This window comes from Clavibacter sp. CT19 (genome assembly GCF_027858075.1).
GTDB lineage: Bacteria > Actinomycetota > Actinomycetes > Actinomycetales > Microbacteriaceae > Clavibacter > Clavibacter tessellarius_A.
Genome location: NZ_JAQHYR010000002.1, coordinates 358,212 through 374,097, shown reverse-complemented (window position 1 = coordinate 374,097; position 15,886 = coordinate 358,212). Strand labels below are relative to the sequence as shown.

Sequence of the window (15,886 nt, the reverse complement as noted above, 5' to 3'; positions counted from 1 at the left end):
GATCCCGTCTCGACATGATGAGTGGCATCACGATCTCGAATGGAGCGACGATGCTCGACCCGACCCTGCTCGCCACCTTCCTGCAGGTGGCCGACACCCGCAGCTTCACGCAGGCGGCCGCGCGCCTCGGCATCAGCCAGCCGACCGTGAGCCAGCAGGTGCGCCGCCTGGAGCGCGCGGTCGACCGCACGCTCATCGCGCGCGACACCCGCGACATGCAGCTCACCGACGCGGGCGACGCGATGGCCGGCTTCGCGCGCACGATCCTCGCGGCGCACCGGGCGGCCGAGAGCTACTTCGGCGGATCGCAGGTGAGCGGCCGCCTCCGCTTCGGCACCGCCGACGACCTCGCCATCACGCAGCTGCCGCGCATCCTCCGGCACTTCCGCCAGCTGCACCCGCAGATCGAGCTGGAGCTCACGGTCACGCAGAGCGGGCCGCTGCACCGGAGGCTGCTCGCGGGGCAGCTCGACCTGATCCTCACCAAGACGACCGTGGACGAGCAGCCCGCCGAGCGTCGCGTCGGCCGCGACCGGATGGTGTGGGTGGGCCTCGAGCGCACGCTCATCGAGGCGGGCGCGACGGTGCCGCTCATCGCGTACCGGGCGCCGAGCATCAGCCGGCAGATGGCGATCGACGCGCTCGAGCGGGCCGGGCGCACGTGGCGGGTCACCTGCAGCACGCGCGACGTGAACGGCGTGCTCGCCGCGGTGCGCGCGGGCATGGGCGTGGCGGTGCTGCCGCAGGCGCTGATCCCGACCGACCTCGTGAAGGTGACCACGCGCCTCGCCCTGCCGGAGCTCGACGAGGTGGACTACGTGCTGATGGCGAACCCGGCGGGCCCGCGGGACTCGATCGAGGCGCTGACGTCGGCGATCATGTCGCGCGGGGTGGCGCGGGCGAGCTGAGGGCCGCCGCTACCAGCGGGCGACCGGCGGCAGGCCGTCGTCCGCGAGGCCGTCGTCGCGGACGCGTCCGCGGCTCCGGGCCCACCGACCCCGCCTGCGCGGGCCGGGCTGGTGCGGCGTCTCGGGCTCGTCGGGATCGGCGCCGGGGGTGCCCGGCTGCTCGAGCTGCATGGCCAGGGCGCGGAGGCGGGCGTCGAGCTCGGCGTGCGCGACGGCGGCCTCGTCGGGCCGGGCGCGGTCGTCGCCGACGTCCGCGGGGAGGCGCGTGGCCTCCTCGAGCGGCATCGCGTCGGCCTGGGCCTCCGCGAGGCGACGGGCGCGGCGGCGGGAGGCGAGGATCCCGAAGGCGCCGACGGCGATCTGGAAGAGGCCGAGCCAGCCGGACGCGTCGTTCACGGGAGCCAGCACGTGCCAGGCGCCGAGCGCGATCCACCCGATGTTGACCCACATGGGCCAGGCGAACCCCGAGGCGCCGCCCGGGCTCCCCGGAGGCCGGCCCGTGCCGCGTCCCTCGTCGCTCATGCCGTTCCTCCGTGCCGACCCGAATCCGCCTGCGAGTGTGTCACGCGAGGTCGGGAGCCGCCTGGAGCCAGACGAACGTTCGGGGGCTCAGGACGATGCCCTTGGTGAGGCGCAGCCGCTCGTCGCGCACGAGGTCGACGGCGTGCTCGGCGAACCCGCCGAGGGTCGCGGCCTCCACGGTCGCGGCGTCGTCACCGAGGTTCGCGAGCACGAGGACCGTGCCGTCGGCGTGCGGCCGCTGGTAGCCGAGGACGTGCGGGTGGTGCGCGTCGAACCCGACGACGCGCGTGCCGCCGAGGGCGGGGGTGGCGCCGCGGACGGCGACGAGGCGGCGGATCCCGGCGTGCACGACCCCCGTGCTCGTGGTGCGGTCCTCGCGCTGGTCGTAGCGCTCGAACGGGTGCAGCGGGCGGTTGACCCAGCGGCTGTCGTCGGCGTGCGCGGGCACGTCGTCGTAGCCGTAGTCGTTGAGCTGGCCCACCTCGTCGCCGAGCACGAGGATCGGCAGGCCGCCGCTGCTGAGCGCGATGGAGTGGGCGAGGAGGATCCGCTCGACCGCGCCCGGGTCGTCCTGCTCGAGGCCCGCGAGGGACGCCGTGGTGCCGGCGACCCCGGCGGGGTGCGCGACGCCGCGCGCGTGGCTGCCGGCGAACCGGCCCAGGTGGAAGTCGGTGAGGAAGCGGCGGTGCTCGTCCGGGTCGATGCCGAGGGCGCGCGCGTCGTCGTCGTCGAAGGCCCAGCGCAGGGCATCGAGGTCGCGGACGCGCGTGGTCCACGCGGTGCCGGCGGGCGCCTCGCCCCGGCGCTCGAGCGAGCGGGAGAGGAGCGCGGGCGAGCGGGTCGCGAGCGCCTCCCAGACGAGGGCGGTGCGCTCGGGGTCGTCGACGAGGCGCACGGCGGCGTCGGCGTCGAGGGCGGCGGGCGCACCGGGTGCGTCGGCCGCGACGGCCAGGGCGACCCCGGGGGAGACGCGGCGGGCGACGGCCGCGAGCACGCGGAGGAGGGCGGAGGCGCGGGCCGCGTCGGCGTCGGCGAGGATTGCGCGCGGGTCGACGCGCAGCAGGTCGGCTCCGGCGGAGGCGAGCGCGGCGGCCTCGCGGGCGGCGGCGCGGATCCGGTCGGGGATGAGGTCGGCGGCGTCCGTCGGGGACAGCTCCACGGCGAGCGTGAGGCCGGCGTCGTGGAGACCGTCGGCGAGGTCGGCGAGGTCGCGGGCGGATCCGAGCCCGGAGCGCACCCGCAGGTCCGGCGCCAGCAGCGCGTCGGCCGCGACGTCGTCGGCCGCGGGCTCGGCCACGGGCGTCACCTCGAGGTGCGACAGGCCGAGCTCGACGAGGTAGGGGATCCGCGCCGTGAGGCCCGCGAGGTCGCCGGCGTAGCGGTCGACGTAGCAGGAGCCGCCGGTGCGGCGGGCGAGGTCCGGGTCGTCGGATGCGCGTCGGCGGGCGGCGGGCGCCGCGAGCGCGTCCGCGTCGGCCGCGTCGGCCGCGTCGGCGACGAGCGCGTCGGCCAGGGCGTCCGCCCGGTCGTCCGCGAGGAGGGCGAGGTCGGCGGCGAGGGCCGCACGGTCGAGCGGGGGCACGGGGACGTCCGCGGCGGGGGCGCCGTCGGCGGCGGGCCGCGCATCGTGCGCGCGCTCGTCGTCGCGATCGGATCCGCCTGCTGCGGGATCGGTCGTGAGCTCGGTGCTCCTCATGCTCGGTCCTTCCTCCGCATCCGGCGGGCCGCGTCGCCCGACCTCCTGATCCTACGGGCGAGGGGGTGCCGTCGTCCGGCGATCCGCGGGCCCGCGGGCCGGATGCGGCGCTGGGCGGCCAGGCGGGGCCGCGCGCCGCCGCCCCGCCCGCCTGCGAGCCCGCCTCGGCGCCTCGCGCGGGCGCCCCCGCCCGGGTAGGCTCGACGACGTCGCGACTGGCGTTCGGATGGGTCACCATCGGGGAGCGACTCACACACGGTTGGTGGCCGTACGCCTGGGCCACGACGCATCCCCTCGTCCACCGTGCTCAAGGAGTCCCATGCCCGTCGACCAGTCCTTCAACGCCCCCCTCTCCGAGGTCGACCCGGAGATCGCGGCCGTCCTCGAGCAGGAGCTCGGCCGCCAGCGCGGCACCCTCGAGATGATCGCCAGCGAGAACTTCGTGCCGCGCGCGGTGCTGCAGTCGCAGGGGTCGGTGCTCACCAACAAGTACGCGGAGGGCTACCCGGGTCGCCGCTACTACGGCGGATGCGAGTTCGTCGACGTCGCCGAGCAGCTCGCCATCGACCGTGCCAAGAGCCTCTTCGGCGCCGAGTTCGCGAACGTCCAGCCGCACTCGGGCGCCACCGCCAACGCGGCCGTCCTCGCCGCCATCGCGCAGCCCGGCGACACGATCCTCGGCCTCGAGCTCGCGCACGGCGGCCACCTCACGCACGGCATGAAGCTCAACTTCTCCGGCAAGCTCTACGACGCGGCCGCGTACGGCGTGGATCCCGACACCTTCCTCATCGACATGGACGTCGTGCGCGAGAAGGCGCTCGCGCACCGCCCGCAGGTCATCATCGCCGGCTGGTCGGCGTACCCCCGCCACCTCGACTTCGCCGCGTTCCGCGCCATCGCGGACGAGGTCGGCGCCAAGCTCTGGGTCGACATGGCGCACTTCGCGGGCCTCGTCGCCGCCGGCGTCCACCCCTCGCCCGTGCCCTACGCGGACGTCGTCTCCTCCACCGTACACAAGACCCTCGCGGGCCCCCGGTCGGGCGTGATCCTCAGCCGCGACACCGCGCTCGCCAAGAAGCTCAACTCGGCCGTGTTCCCGGGCCAGCAGGGCGGCCCGCTCATGCACGTCATCGCGGCCAAGGCCACGGCGTTCAAGATCGCGGCCACCGAGGAGTTCGCGGACCGCCAGCGCCGCACCATCCAGGGCGCGCAGATCCTCGCCGAGCGCCTCGTCGCGGCCGACTCCACCGAGGCCGGCGTCTCCGTGCTCACGGGCGGCACCGACGTGCACCTCGTGCTGGCGGATCTCCGCGACTCGCCCATCGACGGCAAGCAGGCGGAGGACGCGCTGCACGAGGTCGGCATCACGGTCAACCGCAACTCGGTGCCGTTCGACCCGCGCCCGCCGATGGTCACCTCCGGCGTGCGCATCGGCACGTCCGCGCTCGCGACCCGCGGCTTCGGCGAGACCGAGTTCACCGAGGTGGCGGACATCATCGCCGAGACCCTGAAGCCCGGCAGCGACCTCGCCGCCCTCCGTGCGCGCGTGCTCACGCTCACGGACGGCTTCCCGCTCTACGAGGGCCTCACCCAGTGACCGCGGTCGTGCTCGATGGCGTCGCCACCGCGTCGGCCGTCAAGTCCGAGCTCGCCGTCCGGATCCGCGCCCTCCGCGAGCAGGGCCTCGTGCCCGGCCTCGGCACGCTCCTCGTGGGCGATGACCCGGGATCCCGCTCCTACGTCGCCGGCAAGCACCGCGACTGCGCCGAGGTGGGCATCGAGTCCATCCGCATGGACCTCCCGGCCGACGCGACCGAGGCCGACGTGCGCACCGCCATCGAGCGCCTCAACACGGATCCGGCGGTCACGGGCTACATCGTGCAGCTGCCGCTCCCGGCGGGCATCGACGAGAACGCGATGCTCGAGCTCATCGACCCGTCCAAGGACGCCGACGGCCTGCACCCGACGAACCTCGGGCGCCTCGTGCTCGGCGTGCAGGGCGAGCTGACGTCGCCTCTGCCGTGCACCCCCGCGGGCATCGTGGAGATGCTCGAGCGCTACGACGTGCCGATCGCCGGACAGCACGTGGTCGTCGTCGGCCGCGGCCTCACGGTCGGACGCCCGCTCGGCCTGCTGCTCACGCGCAAGGGCCTCGACGCCACGGTCACGCTCACGCACTCGCGCACGCGCGACCTCGAGCAGGAGGTCCGCCGGGCGGACATCGTGGTCGCGGCCGTGGGCGTCGCGCATCTGATCAAGCCGGACTGGGTGAAGCCGGGCGCCGCGGTGCTCGACGTGGGCATCACGCGGGTCGTGGATCCCGAGACCGGCAAGGCGCGCCTCACGGGCGACGTGGATCCGGCCGTCGCCGAGGTCGCCGGGCACCTGTCTCCGAACCCGCGCGGCGTCGGGCCGATGACGCGCGCGATGCTGCTCGTGAACGTGGTGCTGGCCGCCGAGCGCGACGCGCGCCTGGCCGCCGAGCTGCGCGGCTGACGGCGCTCGCCGCGGCACGTCAGCTACGCATCATCGAGCACCTCGCGGCCATCAGCACGGTCGCAGGAGACCCGACCCGTGTCGACATCTCGATCAGGAACGAGTAGCAGCATGACGACCATGACATACCGTCCGCGAACGGGCGCGACGCACTGGTGGGTGCTGGTCGCGGCAGTCGCCTCGTGCGTCCTCCTGCTGGGGACGGCGTGGTCGCTGGCTGCACAGGTGGTGGTGGTGGTGATCGCGGCGAAGCGGCTCTCACGGCGTCCTCCCCGGCGGGAGGCGGTGGTGCTCTGGAGCGCCATCGCCGTGATCGCTGCCACGCTCGTCGCGGTGACCGCGGTCGGCATCGCCGCGGCGAGCTTGTCGAGCACGTCCACCACCACGACCGTTCCGATCGACTAGCGCAGGCGGGCACTTCCGCCGAAGCCCCGACGGAGTGTCGGGCGATGCAGGAGGGGACGGCCGGTCAGGCCGTCCCTTCCTCGCGTCCCGGGTCCGTCGCGGACGCCGGATGCGCGACCAGGAGCACGGCCGGCGTCGGGATCGTCCCCGCGTGCAGCCGCGCGTTCTCGACGTAGTGCGCCGCGTTCGCCCGGAGCCCCGCGACCTCCTCGTCCGTGAGCTCGCGCCGCACCTTGCCGGGCACGCCCGCGACGAGCGAGCGCGGCGGGATGACCTGCCCCTCCAGCACGACCGTGCCGCCCGCGAGCAGCGACTCGCGGCCGACGACGGCGCCGTTCATCACCGTCGCGGACATGCCGACGATGCAGTCGTCCTCGATCGTGCAGCCGTGCAGCACGGCGTTGTGGCCGACGCTCACGCCCGTGCCGAGCGTGAGCGGGAAGCCCGCATCCACGTGGCAGCTCACGTTGTCCTGCAGGTTCGAGCCCGCGCCGATCACGATGTCCGCGGCCTCCGCGCGCACCACGGCGTTGAACCACACGCTGGATGCGGCGCCGAGCGTCACCCGCCCGACGACGCGCGCGCCCGCGGCCACGAGCGCGTCGTCGGCGATGTCGGGCGCGGGCGATCCGGGGAGCGCGCGGACGGTGGCCTGGGGATCGACGGTCATGCCGACAGGGTAGGCCGCCGGGTCAGGCGCCGGGGCGCATCCGCGTGCCGCGCTCCATCGGCACGAACCCGGCAGCCACGTACGCGTCCCACGGCGCGCGGTAGTAGGGGAGCGGGGAGGCGTTGATGAACACGTCGTGGCCGCCCAGCTCGCCCACCCGGCGGCAGACGTCGAGCGCGAGGGTCTGCGCGAGGCCCCGGCGGCGGTGCGCGAGCACGATGCCGAGCGGCTCGAGCTCCGCCCATCCGCTCGCGGGGTCGAGCCAGGCCGTGCAGGTGCCGGCGAGCGTGCCGTCGGGTGCCTCGATCACGAGGTCCAGCTCGCGCCGGTAGACGGCGGCGGTCTGCATGGCCGCGTAGCCGTCCGCGTCGAAGCGGCTCTCGGCCTCCGGGTCGATGCCGTCGCCGGACCCGTCGGTGAAGGGCAGCTCGACCGGCTTCCAGGCGCGGCGGTGCGTCTCGACCTTGGCCTGCTCCTCGCCCTCCGCGACCGGGCGGATGCGGTACCCCGCGGGCGGTCGCGCTCCCGTGTCGTGGGCGACGTGGCGGAGCCCGGCGAGCGGGACGGCCTCGTCGACGAAGCCGCGGCCGGCGAGGATCCCGCGCAGCCGGTCCTGCCCGCGATGGACGGCGACGCTCGTGCGCCCGTCTCCGGTCGCGTCGAGGATCCACGCGGCCAGCAGGTCGGTGGTGGCGTCGTCGCCGGGCGCGCACTCGACGCGCGCGTCGTCCTCGGAGAAGGCGGCCCAGCCGATGAGCGCGCCGGCACTGTCGCGCACGACGGCCATCCGCTCCGGCAGCTGGCCGGTGGACGCCTCCCACGCGAATCCGCCGGGGTGGGTGGACGCGGGGAACCACGCGGACAGCGCGGGGGCGATGTCGCGGACGGCCCCCTCCCGGTCGTCGACGATCTCGGTCAGGCTCGCGGGTGGTCGCATGCCGCCGAGCCTAGGGGGACGCCCGTCCTACTGCTCCGCCTTCGCCCCGTCCGAGGGCGTGACCGTGAAGACGGTCGGGCCGGTGTAGCCGTGCTCCGCGAAGGCGCCGTCGATGGCGACCTGCAGGCGCGAGAGGGAGTCGACGTCGATCAGCGCGATGGCCGATCCGCCGAAGCCGCCGCCGGTCATGCGCGCGCCGATCGCGCCCTCGTTCTGGGCCACCTCGACGGCGAGGTCGAGCTCGGGGACGCTGATCTCGAAGTCGTCGCGCATGGAGCGGTGGCTCGCGTCGAGCAGCTCGCCGATCGCGCGCGGGCCCTCCTCGCGGAGCGCGCGCACGGTGTCGAGCACGCGCTGGTTCTCGGTGACGATGTGGCGCACGCGGCGGAACGTCTCGTCGTCGAGCACCTCGCGGGCGCGCACGAGGTCGTCGACCGCGAGCTCGCGCAGGGACGAGACGCCCATGAGGCGCGCGCCCCGCTCGCACGACTCGCGGCGTGCGCGGTAGCCGCCGTCGGCGTGCGCGTGGGCGACGTGGGTGTCGATCACGGCGATGGTGAGGCCGGCCGCCTCGAGCCCGAGCGGGATGACCTCGGCCTCGAACGAGCGGCAGTCGAGGAACACGCCCGCGTCCTGCTGACCGAGGAGGCTCGCGGACTGGTCCATGATCCCTGTCGGGGCGCCCACGATCTCGTTCTCGGCGAGCTGCCCGACCGCGGCGAGCGTCGGCCGGTCGAGGCCCAGCCGCCAGATGTCGTCGAGCGCGAGGGCGATGGATCCCTCGAGGGCCGCCGACGACGACAGGCCCGCGCCCACGGGCACGTCGCTGTCGACGTACACGTCGAAGCCGGGCACGGCGGCGAGGTCGGCCCCGCGCTGACCGAGGGCCCACGCGACGCCCAGCGGGTAGGCCTCCCAGCCCGCGATGCGCTCGCCGGTGAGGTCGGCGAGGCGGGCCTCCACGACCTCCTCGGAGAAGGAGCTGGCCAGGCGGATCCGGTCGTCGTCCCGCGGCGCGAGCGCGATGACGGTGCGGCGGTCGATCGCGAACGGGAACACGAACCCGGCGTTGTAGTCGGTGTGCTCGCCGATGAGGTTCACGCGCCCGGGCGACGACCACACGCCGTGCGGCTCGCGCTCGAAGCGGGCGCGGAATCCCTCGCGCACGTCGTCTCGGATGTCGGTCATGCGTCCTCCACTGCCTTCCGGATCATCTCGGCCGCCTTCTCCGGCGGCACGTCGCCGATCCAGGCGCCCATGGCCGCCTCGGATCCGGCCAGGAACTTGAGCTTGTCGGCGGCCCGGCGCGGCGACGTGATCTGCAGCATCAGCCGGATCTCGTCGCGGTGCGCAGCGACGGGCGCCTGGTGCCAGGCGGCGATGTACGGCGTCGGGGTGTCGTACAGCCGGTCCATCCCCCGCAGCAGCCGCAGGTACATCGTGGCGAGCTCGTCGCGCTCGGCCTCGGTCGTCTCCGCGAGGTCGGGCACGTGGCGGTGGGGGAGCAGGTGGATCTCCACGGGCCAGCGCGCCGCGAACGGCACGAACGCCGTGAAGTGCTCGCCGCGGAGCACGACGCGCTCGGACGCCTGCTCGGTCTCGAGGATCCGCTGGAACAGCCCCGGCCCGAACCGCTCGATCGACTCCACGAGGCGGCGCGTGCGCGGCGTGACGTAGGGGTACGAGTAGATCTGCCCGTGCGGATGGTGCAGCGTGACGCCGATGGCCTCGCCGCGGTTCTCGAACGGGAACACCTGGCGGATCCCGGGCATCGCGGAGAGGGCGCGCGTGCGCTCGGCCCACGCCTCCACCACGGTGCGGGCGCGCGACGGCGTGAGGCCGCTGAACGAGCCGGTGTGCGCGGGGCTGAAGCAGACGACCTCGCAGCGGCCGACCGAGGTGCGGGTGCGTTCCAGGCCGATGGACGTGAGGTCGTCGTCGTCGACGGGCGCGTCCACGCCGTCCGCGTCCGCGAGCGCGGGCCCGAAGGACGGCGACTTGTTCTCGAAGACCGCGACGTCGTACATGCTCGGGATCTCGGACGGGTTGGACGGGGTCGCGGGGGCGAGGGGATCGAGCTCCGCCGGCGGCAGGTGCGCGCGGTTCTGCCGCGCGGCCGCGATGGAGACCCACTCGCCCGTGAGCACGTCCTGCCGCATCGTCGCGGTGGGCGGCCGAGGTGCCGCCGGGCGGGCGTCGACGGCGCGCTCGGGCGGGAGGGCCGTGTCGGCGTCGTCGAAGTAGACGAGCTCGCGGCCGTCGGACAGCAGCGTGCGGCGCTGCGTGATCCCGGACGGCGACGTCGTGACGGTCTGGTCGGCATGCATGATGCCCCGATCCTACGGGCTCGCGGGGCCCGGATCTGCATTCCCGAAAGGCCGGGCTTGCGTTCGGGCAAGCGGTGGGCGAGGCTCGCCGCATGGCCGACGACACCGCCTCCGTCCCCGCGGCGACCCGCCGCTCCCGCATCCTGGAGCGCCTCGCCGACCGCGGCTTCGCGACCGTCGCCGAGCTCGCGGCCGACGCGGGCGTCTCCGCCGTCACGATCCGCGGCGACCTCGACGCGCTCGCCGACTCCGCCGCCCTCCAGCGCGTGCACGGCGGCGCGGTCCTCCGCTCCGGCCTCGCCGCCCGCGAGCAGAGCCTCGAGGTGACGCTCGAGTCCGCCGCCGACGCCAAGCGCGCCATCGGCCGCGCCGCCGCGCAGATGGTCGAGAGCGGACAGAGCGTGCTCCTCGACGTCGGCAGCACGACCCTCCAGGTGGCCCGCGCGCTCGTGGCGCGCGACGACCTCGTCGACGTCACGGTCATCACGAACGGCCTCACCCTGGCGCTCGAGCTCGAGCGCGCGATGCCGCGCTTCACCGTCGTCGTCACGGGCGGCACGCTCCGGGCGCTGCAGCACAGCCTCGTGGATCCCCTCGCCACCGAGGTGCTCGACCGCCTGAACCCCGACATCGCGTTCATCGGCGGCACCGGCATCGACGTCGACCGCGGCGTCACCAACGTCAACCTGCCGGAGGCGGAGGTGAAGCGGCGGATGGTCGCCGCGAGCGCCCGCACGGTGGTCGTCGCGGACGGCTCCAAGCTCGGCCGCACGCACCTCGGATCCGTCGCGCCGCTCGACCTCGTCGACACCCTGCTCACGGACGACGGCGCGGACGCGCACGAGGTGACCCGCCTCCGCGACGCGGGCCTGCGGGTCGTCGAGGCGGCCGGGCCGTCCGACGCCGCGCGGCCGTAACGTGGATCCCATGAGACCCGTCACCGGAGAGCAGCACCACCTCGTCCACGCCGGCCCGTCCGGCGAGCTCCGCGCCACCGTCGTGCAGCTCGCGGCGGCGATCCGCGGCCTGACCCTCGACGGCGTCGACCTCGTCGAGCCCTACGGCGAGGACGTCGTCGCGCCCATGGGCGCCGGCATGGTGCTCGTGCCGTGGCCGAACCGGATCCGCGGCGCCCGCTACGTGCTCGACGGGAAGGCGCAGGCGCTCGACGTCACGGAGCCCTCGCTCGGCAACGCGTCCCACGGCCTCCTCCGCAACACCGGCTACACCGCCTCCGACCGCGCCGACGACCGCGTCACCCTCTCCGCCACCGTCTTCCCGCAGCACGGCTACCCGTTCCTCCTCGGCACGTCCGTCACGTACCGGCTCACGGACGACGGACTCGTCGTCACCCACCGGATCCGCAACGACTCGGCCGGCGCTGCTCCCGTCGCGGTCGGCGCGCACCCCTACCTCGCGATCGGCGGGGTCCCGTCCGCGGAGCTCACGCTCACCGTCCGCGCCGACACCTGGTCCGAGGTCGACGACGCGCTCATCCCCGTCGCGGACCACCCCGTCGACGGCGCCGACGAGGACCTCCGTCAGGGCCGCGTCGTCGGCGACCTCGACCTCAACACGGGCTACGGCGACGTGCACGTGGAGGACGGCGTGAGCCGCCACGGCCTCATCGCGCCCGACGGTCGCGGCGTCGAGCTGTGGGCCGACGCGTCCTTCCGCTTCCTGCAGGTCTACACGCCGCGCGAGTTCCCGACCCACGGTTCGCAGGCCGTCGCCCTCGAGCCGATGACCGCGCCCGCGGACGCCTTCAACTCGGGTGTCGGCGTCCGCCGCCTCGCCCCCGGCGAGGAGTGGACCCTCAGCTGGGGCATCCGCGCGACGGGCGCCTGGCCCGGCGCCTGAGCGGCATCGCGCCGCGCCTGTGCGCTCGACGGGCGCGGCCGTCCGTTCCCGTGGCCTGATGGGCGCATCCCCTGATGCCCGGAGGCCCGGATGACCGGACGCCCGCCCGCTCCGCCGATCCCGCGTGCGCGGCGGATGGTCGTCGCGATGATCCTCGCGGCGGCGCCCATGCCCCTCGTCGCGCACCTCGTACCCGACCTCGCCGCGGCCTGCTGGGCGGCCGGGGCGGTCCTCACGATCGGCGCGCTGGTCGCTGCCCTCCGAAGCCGGAGCCGGAGCCGGAGCCGGAGCGGGCGCCGGAGCCGCTAGCCCGCATCCTCCTGCGCCCACTGCAGCGCGACCCGGCGCGTGTACTGCCGCAGCGCGATCCGGTTCTCCTCGGGTTCGCGCAGCCCGTCGATGTACGCGAGCAGCCGCCCGACCACGCCGGAGAGGTACTGCACGCCCCGGTCGTCGTGCTCCTCGAGCGCGGCCTTGAGCAGGTCGTAGCGCTCGGAGGTCTCCTCGGCGGTCAGCATCGCGATCACGAGTTCGTCGGCCTGCATGCTCATGCGCCCCAGCATCGCACCGGCGCGAGGCGGCGGTCGGGCCAGCGGAGCGCCCGTCCGGATGCCGTCGTCGCCTCCCGCGGGCATCTCCCGCGATCAGGACAGGGCGGTCTGCGTGCGCTTCCTGTCGGAGACCTTGACGGCGGGAACGCCCGCCCACACCTCCCAGTCGCCGGTGGACCGGGTCAGCACCGCGTTCGCCGCGACGATCGTGCCCGTGCCGACACGCAGCGTCCCCCTGCCTCCGAGGATCTTCGCTCCTGCGCAGAGCACCGCGTGGTCGCCGATCTCGATGCCGTCGAAGCCCAGCTCCTCGTCGGTCATGCCGACGCCGCTGCGTCCGATCGTGACCTGCTGGTAGATGGCCACCGACGACCCGATCCGGGTGGCGGGGGTGATCACGACGCCGTTGCCGCGATGGTGCAGGACGAGGCCCGGACCGATGGTCGTGTGGGCGTGCACCTCGACGCCCATCAGGAGCAGGGCCTCCCTCACCAGCCGCACGCGCCGCAGCTCCACCATCTTCTCCACGACACCCATCTCCCGATCGTATGCCAGGACGCGCCCCCGAGCGGGGGCGGCCGTCCGAGGGCCGGCCACGGCCGTGAGGCCGGACGCACGCCGCCGCACATCGCCTGTGGACAATCAGAAGCGTGGGATCGACAGGACCGCTAGGTTCGCCGAGACCATCGGGGGGCGTCACGAACATCGCAGGGATCACGCGGCGCGGCAGCGCGTTCGTCATGAACCTCGCCGGTTCGCTCCTGGTCCCCATGCCCGTCCGGATGCGCGTCTACCGCGCCTGCGGGGCGCGCATCGCCCCCGGGGCGCGCGTGTTCTCCGGTGCCCTGTTCCAATCGGCCCAGCTCACCATGGGCGCTTCCTCCACCCTCAACTTCCGCTGCGTCATCGACAACTGGGTGCCCGTCGTCATCGGCGAGCGGGTCGGCGTCGGGGTGGGCGTGCAGATGATCACGAGCTCCCACGAGATGTCGAACCCGGCCGTCCGCGCCGGCACGATGCGCTACGCGCCCATCACCATCGGCGACGGCGCGTGGATCGGCAGCGGCGCGGTCATCCTGCAGGGCGTCACCATCGGCCGCGGCGCGGTCATCGCCGCGGGCGCCGTCGTCACGAAGGACGTCCCGGCGGACGAGATCCACGGCGGCCTTCCCGCGAAGCTCATCCGCGGGCTGTAGCGCGTGCCGGAGCCGCCGGAGGGGCGGTTCAGCAGGGAGGTGCACGCCGGCCACCTCACCCGACGGGCTCCTGCTCGTCTTCCCTGCGCGCGCGGGTCAGCGCCCGCTTGACGAACCTGCGGCTCGGGGCCTCGAAGACCGTGAAGATGAGGACGCTCGACGCGATCGTCAGCACGACCCACACCCACCCGAACCACGAGGGCGTCGGCACGACGCTCATCAGGTTCATCAGCGGTACGTGGATCAGGTAGAGCGAGAAGCTCGCTTCGCCGAGCAGCAGGAGCCAACCTGCACCCAGCCATGTGCGGCGTCCTCGCGGGGGCACGGCGAGGCCGGTGATGAGCGCCGCGAAGAACGGCGTCAGCAGGAGGTAGGCGGGCTGCACGGGCGCCGTGAGCGACAGCAGGAGGACGCCCAGGCAAGCGGCGCTGATCAGCGCGAGACGACGGTGGCCGGCTGCCAGCCATTCGCGCCCACCACGGAGGAAGACGAGCGCGGCGACCACCCCGATGAGGAAGTCGAAGAAGTGCGTGACCGGGAACTGGCTGACCAGGAATCCACGTTGCCCCACGGGAGCGAAAGCGCGCACCGCCGAGATGAAGATCACCTGGCCGGAGAACGCCACGGCGAGCATCCACATCATCGCCCGCGCGGTCATCTTCCGAATCGATGCGATGAGCATCGGGAAGAGCAGGTAGAAGAACATCTCACAGGCGATGCTCCAGGCGGGGCCGTTCCACGGCTGATTGATCCGAGCTGCGGGGAACCACCCGGTCGTGACGGTCGCCTGGCTGAGGAAGCTGACGACGAGAGCCACGCCGTCGACATCGGGCAATGAATACCACTGCTGCAGATAGCCCTCATCGCGATTCACGATCGCGAAGGCGACGCCGATCGCCCCGAGTCCGAGGGCGAGGACCACCACGGGGTAGATGCGCGCTACGCGGTTGACGTAGAAGGCGCGGCGGTCAGCGCCGCCGGACATCTCGGAGTAGTTGTACGCGAGGATGAAGCCCGACAGGACGAAGAACAACGCGACGGCGGTTCGACCTCCGTCGACGAATGCCACGATTCCCGCGGGTATCACCACCAGCCCGGCATGCGAGAAGTGGGACAGGAGGACGGTCATGGCCGCGAAGAAGCGCAGACCGGTGAGTGCGGAGAGCTTGCGGTCGTCATGGGTGGCGGCAGTCGGACTGGACATCGGTTCCCCCGCTACCGCACGTTGCTCGTGGACGCAGGGTAGTCCTCGCGTGAGCCTGCGGGTGAGCCCGACACCGGGAGAGGCGAATGGGTCACGCGGGCTCCGCGGCCATTCGCGAAAGCGGTCGCTCTTCGATACGCAGCATCAGCGCTGCGAGGTACCGCTACCAGCCGAGCGTCTGTGCTTCGTCACGGACTACAGCACCAGCCGGTGATGGCAGGCAGAGCGGGGACCGCCTCTCGGGGGGGGGGGGCTGCCGGGATCGCTGGATCGGACGGCATTGCCCGCGTCACGAGCCGGCGCGGTGGAGGATCTCGTCCGTCGACATGCCGCGGAGTTAGTCCTCCGTTCGCACCGTCACGACGACTCGGCCAGGACCGCCTTCCGGACGGCCTCGCCCATCACCTTCGCAGCGGCGGGCGTCGGGTGCGTGCCGTCTGAGGTGAATCCCTCGATGTAGGTGCCGTCGACGTCCTGGGTCCCCGAGGCCGCGTCGACGAACGACCAACCCCGGGTCGCTGCCAGCTCCTCCAGGTCCTCGTTGAAGGAGCGGGACGCAGCGGGCTGCTCATCGCTGGGCGGCACGGTGGAGACGAGGACCCGGGCGGGGGCGACGGTCCCCACGATCGCGTCGTAATTCGCGGCGGTGGTCGAGAACGGCACGTTGTTCCCGTAGTCGTTGACCCCGGCGAGGAGGACCAGCACATCGGTGTCGGGGTACGGGGTGACGTTCTCCACCATGGAACGCGTCTGGACTCCGCCAAGCGCCCATCCGCCGGAGAACACGACACCATCGCCGAGCACGTAGGACAACCAGGAGCCGTCACCGATGTCGCCCCCGGCGAAGTCGCGGCTGTCGGCCGCGGTGATCGAGTCCCCGACCGCCGCCACCCGCAGTGGCTCGGCGGTCACGCGGGGAGAGCTCTCCGAGAGCGTCGGCACGGAGCCGGCCTTAGAGGACGCCTCGTCCCGCCCCTGTCCGAGGGCGAGCCCGGAGATGATGACGACCCCCGTGGCTAGCAGCGTGACACCACCGATGCCCCACGCCCTGCTCATGCCGCGTCCACGTCTTTTCCCCATGAATGAAATCATATGGGCCGGTGAGAGGCGACAA

At 73.6% G+C, this 15,886-nt stretch carries 17 protein-coding genes and 1 riboswitch; of the genes, 7 read left to right on the top strand and 10 right to left on the bottom strand.

The annotated features are described in order from the left end of the window. Positions 1–50: 50 nt before the first annotated feature. Positions 51–908 carry a LysR substrate-binding domain-containing protein gene (locus PED38_RS04010; protein ID WP_063071648.1) on the top strand — a complete coding sequence of 286 codons (858 nt, stop codon included), beginning with the start codon at positions 51–53 and terminating at the stop codon, positions 906–908. Positions 909–917: 9 nt separating this feature from the next. On the opposite strand, the gene PED38_RS04005 is transcribed toward PED38_RS04010, so the two are convergent. Beyond that, complete coding sequence (locus PED38_RS04005; protein WP_063071647.1) at positions 918–1,430, bottom strand: hypothetical protein; 513 nt, start codon at positions 1,428–1,430, stop codon at positions 918–920. Between the two features lie 40 nt (positions 1,431–1,470). Next, positions 1,471–3,126: a glycosidase gene (locus PED38_RS04000; protein WP_270979872.1), complete on the bottom strand. Its 1,656-nt coding sequence runs from the start codon at positions 3,124–3,126 to the stop codon at positions 1,471–1,473. Positions 3,127–3,327: 201 nt separating this feature from the next. Continuing rightward, positions 3,328–3,413, top strand: a riboswitch (ZMP/ZTP riboswitch). A 32-nt stretch (positions 3,414–3,445) separates the two neighbouring features. On the opposite strand from PED38_RS04000, the gene glyA reads away from it, so the two are divergent. The 3 genes from glyA (at position 3,446) to PED38_RS03985 (ending at position 6,027) form a co-directional block, all read left to right on the top strand. After that, positions 3,446–4,723, top strand: coding sequence for a serine hydroxymethyltransferase (gene glyA, locus PED38_RS03995; protein WP_063071345.1), 1,278 nt, complete (start codon positions 3,446–3,448; stop codon positions 4,721–4,723). After that, on the top strand, positions 4,720–5,622 hold the full coding sequence (locus tag PED38_RS03990; RefSeq protein ID WP_270979870.1) for a bifunctional methylenetetrahydrofolate dehydrogenase/methenyltetrahydrofolate cyclohydrolase: 903 nt from the start codon (positions 4,720–4,722) through the stop codon (positions 5,620–5,622). Before glyA ends, PED38_RS03990 begins: the two co-directional genes overlap by 4 nt. Before the next feature lie 111 nt (positions 5,623–5,733). Beyond that, positions 5,734–6,027, top strand: coding sequence for a hypothetical protein (locus PED38_RS03985; RefSeq protein ID WP_131798112.1), 294 nt, complete (start codon positions 5,734–5,736; stop codon positions 6,025–6,027). Positions 6,028–6,091: 64 nt separating this feature from the next. On the opposite strand, the gene PED38_RS03980 is transcribed toward PED38_RS03985, so the two are convergent. The 4 genes from PED38_RS03980 to galT are packed head-to-tail and all read right to left on the bottom strand — an operon-like array spanning position 6,092 to position 9,961. After that, positions 6,092–6,697 (bottom strand): gamma carbonic anhydrase family protein, encoded by a 606-nt coding sequence (locus PED38_RS03980; protein ID WP_270979868.1) that lies wholly within the window; start codon positions 6,695–6,697, stop codon positions 6,092–6,094. Between the two features lie 22 nt (positions 6,698–6,719). Beyond that, the gene (locus PED38_RS03975; protein ID WP_270979866.1) at positions 6,720–7,634 is read right to left on the bottom strand and encodes a GNAT family N-acetyltransferase; all 915 of its coding nucleotides are present in this window, start codon (positions 7,632–7,634) and stop codon (positions 6,720–6,722) included. A 27-nt stretch (positions 7,635–7,661) separates the two neighbouring features. Next, complete coding sequence (galK, locus tag PED38_RS03970; RefSeq protein WP_063071350.1) at positions 7,662–8,822, bottom strand: galactokinase; 1,161 nt, start codon at positions 8,820–8,822, stop codon at positions 7,662–7,664. Then, positions 8,819–9,961, bottom strand: coding sequence for a galactose-1-phosphate uridylyltransferase (gene galT / locus PED38_RS03965; protein ID WP_063071351.1), 1,143 nt, complete (start codon positions 9,959–9,961; stop codon positions 8,819–8,821). Before galT ends, galK begins: the two co-directional genes overlap by 4 nt. Positions 9,962–10,053: 92 nt before the next feature. Between galT and PED38_RS03960 the strand changes: the two genes are divergently transcribed. Beyond that, positions 10,054–10,878 (top strand): DeoR/GlpR family DNA-binding transcription regulator, encoded by an 825-nt coding sequence (locus PED38_RS03960; RefSeq protein ID WP_270979863.1) that lies wholly within the window; start codon positions 10,054–10,056, stop codon positions 10,876–10,878. A gap of 10 nt (positions 10,879–10,888) precedes the next feature. Next, entirely contained in the window at positions 10,889–11,821 is a 933-nt protein-coding gene (locus PED38_RS03955) for an aldose 1-epimerase family protein (RefSeq protein ID WP_270979862.1), read from the top strand. Between the two features lie 305 nt (positions 11,822–12,126). Here the strand turns inward: PED38_RS03955 and PED38_RS03950 are convergent, their stop codons facing one another. Beyond that, positions 12,127–12,372, bottom strand: a complete 246-nt coding sequence (locus tag PED38_RS03950) for a hypothetical protein (RefSeq protein ID WP_270979860.1) — start codon at positions 12,370–12,372, stop codon at positions 12,127–12,129. A 93-nt stretch (positions 12,373–12,465) separates the two neighbouring features. Next, positions 12,466–12,909 (bottom strand): hypothetical protein, encoded by a 444-nt coding sequence (locus tag PED38_RS03945; protein WP_063071355.1) that lies wholly within the window; start codon positions 12,907–12,909, stop codon positions 12,466–12,468. 203 nt (positions 12,910–13,112) lie between these two features. On the opposite strand from PED38_RS03945, the gene PED38_RS03940 reads away from it, so the two are divergent. Then, positions 13,113–13,568, top strand: coding sequence for an acyltransferase (locus PED38_RS03940; RefSeq protein ID WP_063071356.1), 456 nt, complete (start codon positions 13,113–13,115; stop codon positions 13,566–13,568). Positions 13,569–13,623: 55 nt separating this feature from the next. Here the strand turns inward: PED38_RS03940 and PED38_RS03935 are convergent, their stop codons facing one another. Together PED38_RS03935 and PED38_RS03930 are read right to left on the bottom strand one after the other, a co-directional pair. After that, positions 13,624–14,772, bottom strand: a complete 1,149-nt coding sequence (locus PED38_RS03935) for an acyltransferase family protein (protein WP_270979859.1) — start codon at positions 14,770–14,772, stop codon at positions 13,624–13,626. Between the two features lie 357 nt (positions 14,773–15,129). Then, a complete protein-coding gene (locus PED38_RS03930; RefSeq protein ID WP_270979857.1) occupies positions 15,130–15,852 on the bottom strand; it encodes an SGNH/GDSL hydrolase family protein in 723 nt (240 codons plus the stop codon). Positions 15,853–15,886: the final 34 nt, after the last annotated feature.

Excerpts from the sequence above, each read along its gene's own strand:
- PED38_RS03960 (WP_270979863.1), top strand. The coding sequence starts at position 10,054 with ATGGCCGACGACACCGCCTCCGTCCCCGCGGCGACCCGCCGCTCCCGC.
- PED38_RS04010 (WP_063071648.1), top strand. The coding sequence starts at position 51 with ATGCTCGACCCGACCCTGCTCGCCACCTTCCTGCAGGTGGCCGACACC.
- PED38_RS03935 (WP_270979859.1), bottom strand. The coding sequence starts at position 14,772 with ATGTCCAGTCCGACTGCCGCCACCCATGACGACCGCAAGCTCTCCGCA.
- PED38_RS03955 (WP_270979862.1), top strand. The coding sequence starts at position 10,889 with ATGAGACCCGTCACCGGAGAGCAGCACCACCTCGTCCACGCCGGCCCG.
- PED38_RS03985 (WP_131798112.1), top strand. The coding sequence starts at position 5,734 with ATGACGACCATGACATACCGTCCGCGAACGGGCGCGACGCACTGGTGG.
- PED38_RS03975 (WP_270979866.1), bottom strand. The coding sequence starts at position 7,634 with ATGCGACCACCCGCGAGCCTGACCGAGATCGTCGACGACCGGGAGGGG.
- PED38_RS04005 (WP_063071647.1), bottom strand. The coding sequence starts at position 1,430 with ATGAGCGACGAGGGACGCGGCACGGGCCGGCCTCCGGGGAGCCCGGGC.
- PED38_RS03940 (WP_063071356.1), top strand. The coding sequence starts at position 13,113 with ATGAACCTCGCCGGTTCGCTCCTGGTCCCCATGCCCGTCCGGATGCGC.
- galT (WP_063071351.1), bottom strand. The coding sequence starts at position 9,961 with ATGCATGCCGACCAGACCGTCACGACGTCGCCGTCCGGGATCACGCAG.
- galK (WP_063071350.1), bottom strand. The coding sequence starts at position 8,822 with ATGACCGACATCCGAGACGACGTGCGCGAGGGATTCCGCGCCCGCTTC.
- PED38_RS03950 (WP_270979860.1), bottom strand. The coding sequence starts at position 12,372 with ATGAGCATGCAGGCCGACGAACTCGTGATCGCGATGCTGACCGCCGAG.
- PED38_RS03930 (WP_270979857.1), bottom strand. The coding sequence starts at position 15,852 with ATGGGGAAAAGACGTGGACGCGGCATGAGCAGGGCGTGGGGCATCGGT.
- PED38_RS03980 (WP_270979868.1), bottom strand. The coding sequence starts at position 6,697 with ATGACCGTCGATCCCCAGGCCACCGTCCGCGCGCTCCCCGGATCGCCC.
- PED38_RS03945 (WP_063071355.1), bottom strand. The coding sequence starts at position 12,909 with ATGGGTGTCGTGGAGAAGATGGTGGAGCTGCGGCGCGTGCGGCTGGTG.
- PED38_RS04000 (WP_270979872.1), bottom strand. The coding sequence starts at position 3,126 with ATGAGGAGCACCGAGCTCACGACCGATCCCGCAGCAGGCGGATCCGAT.
- glyA (WP_063071345.1), top strand. The coding sequence starts at position 3,446 with ATGCCCGTCGACCAGTCCTTCAACGCCCCCCTCTCCGAGGTCGACCCG.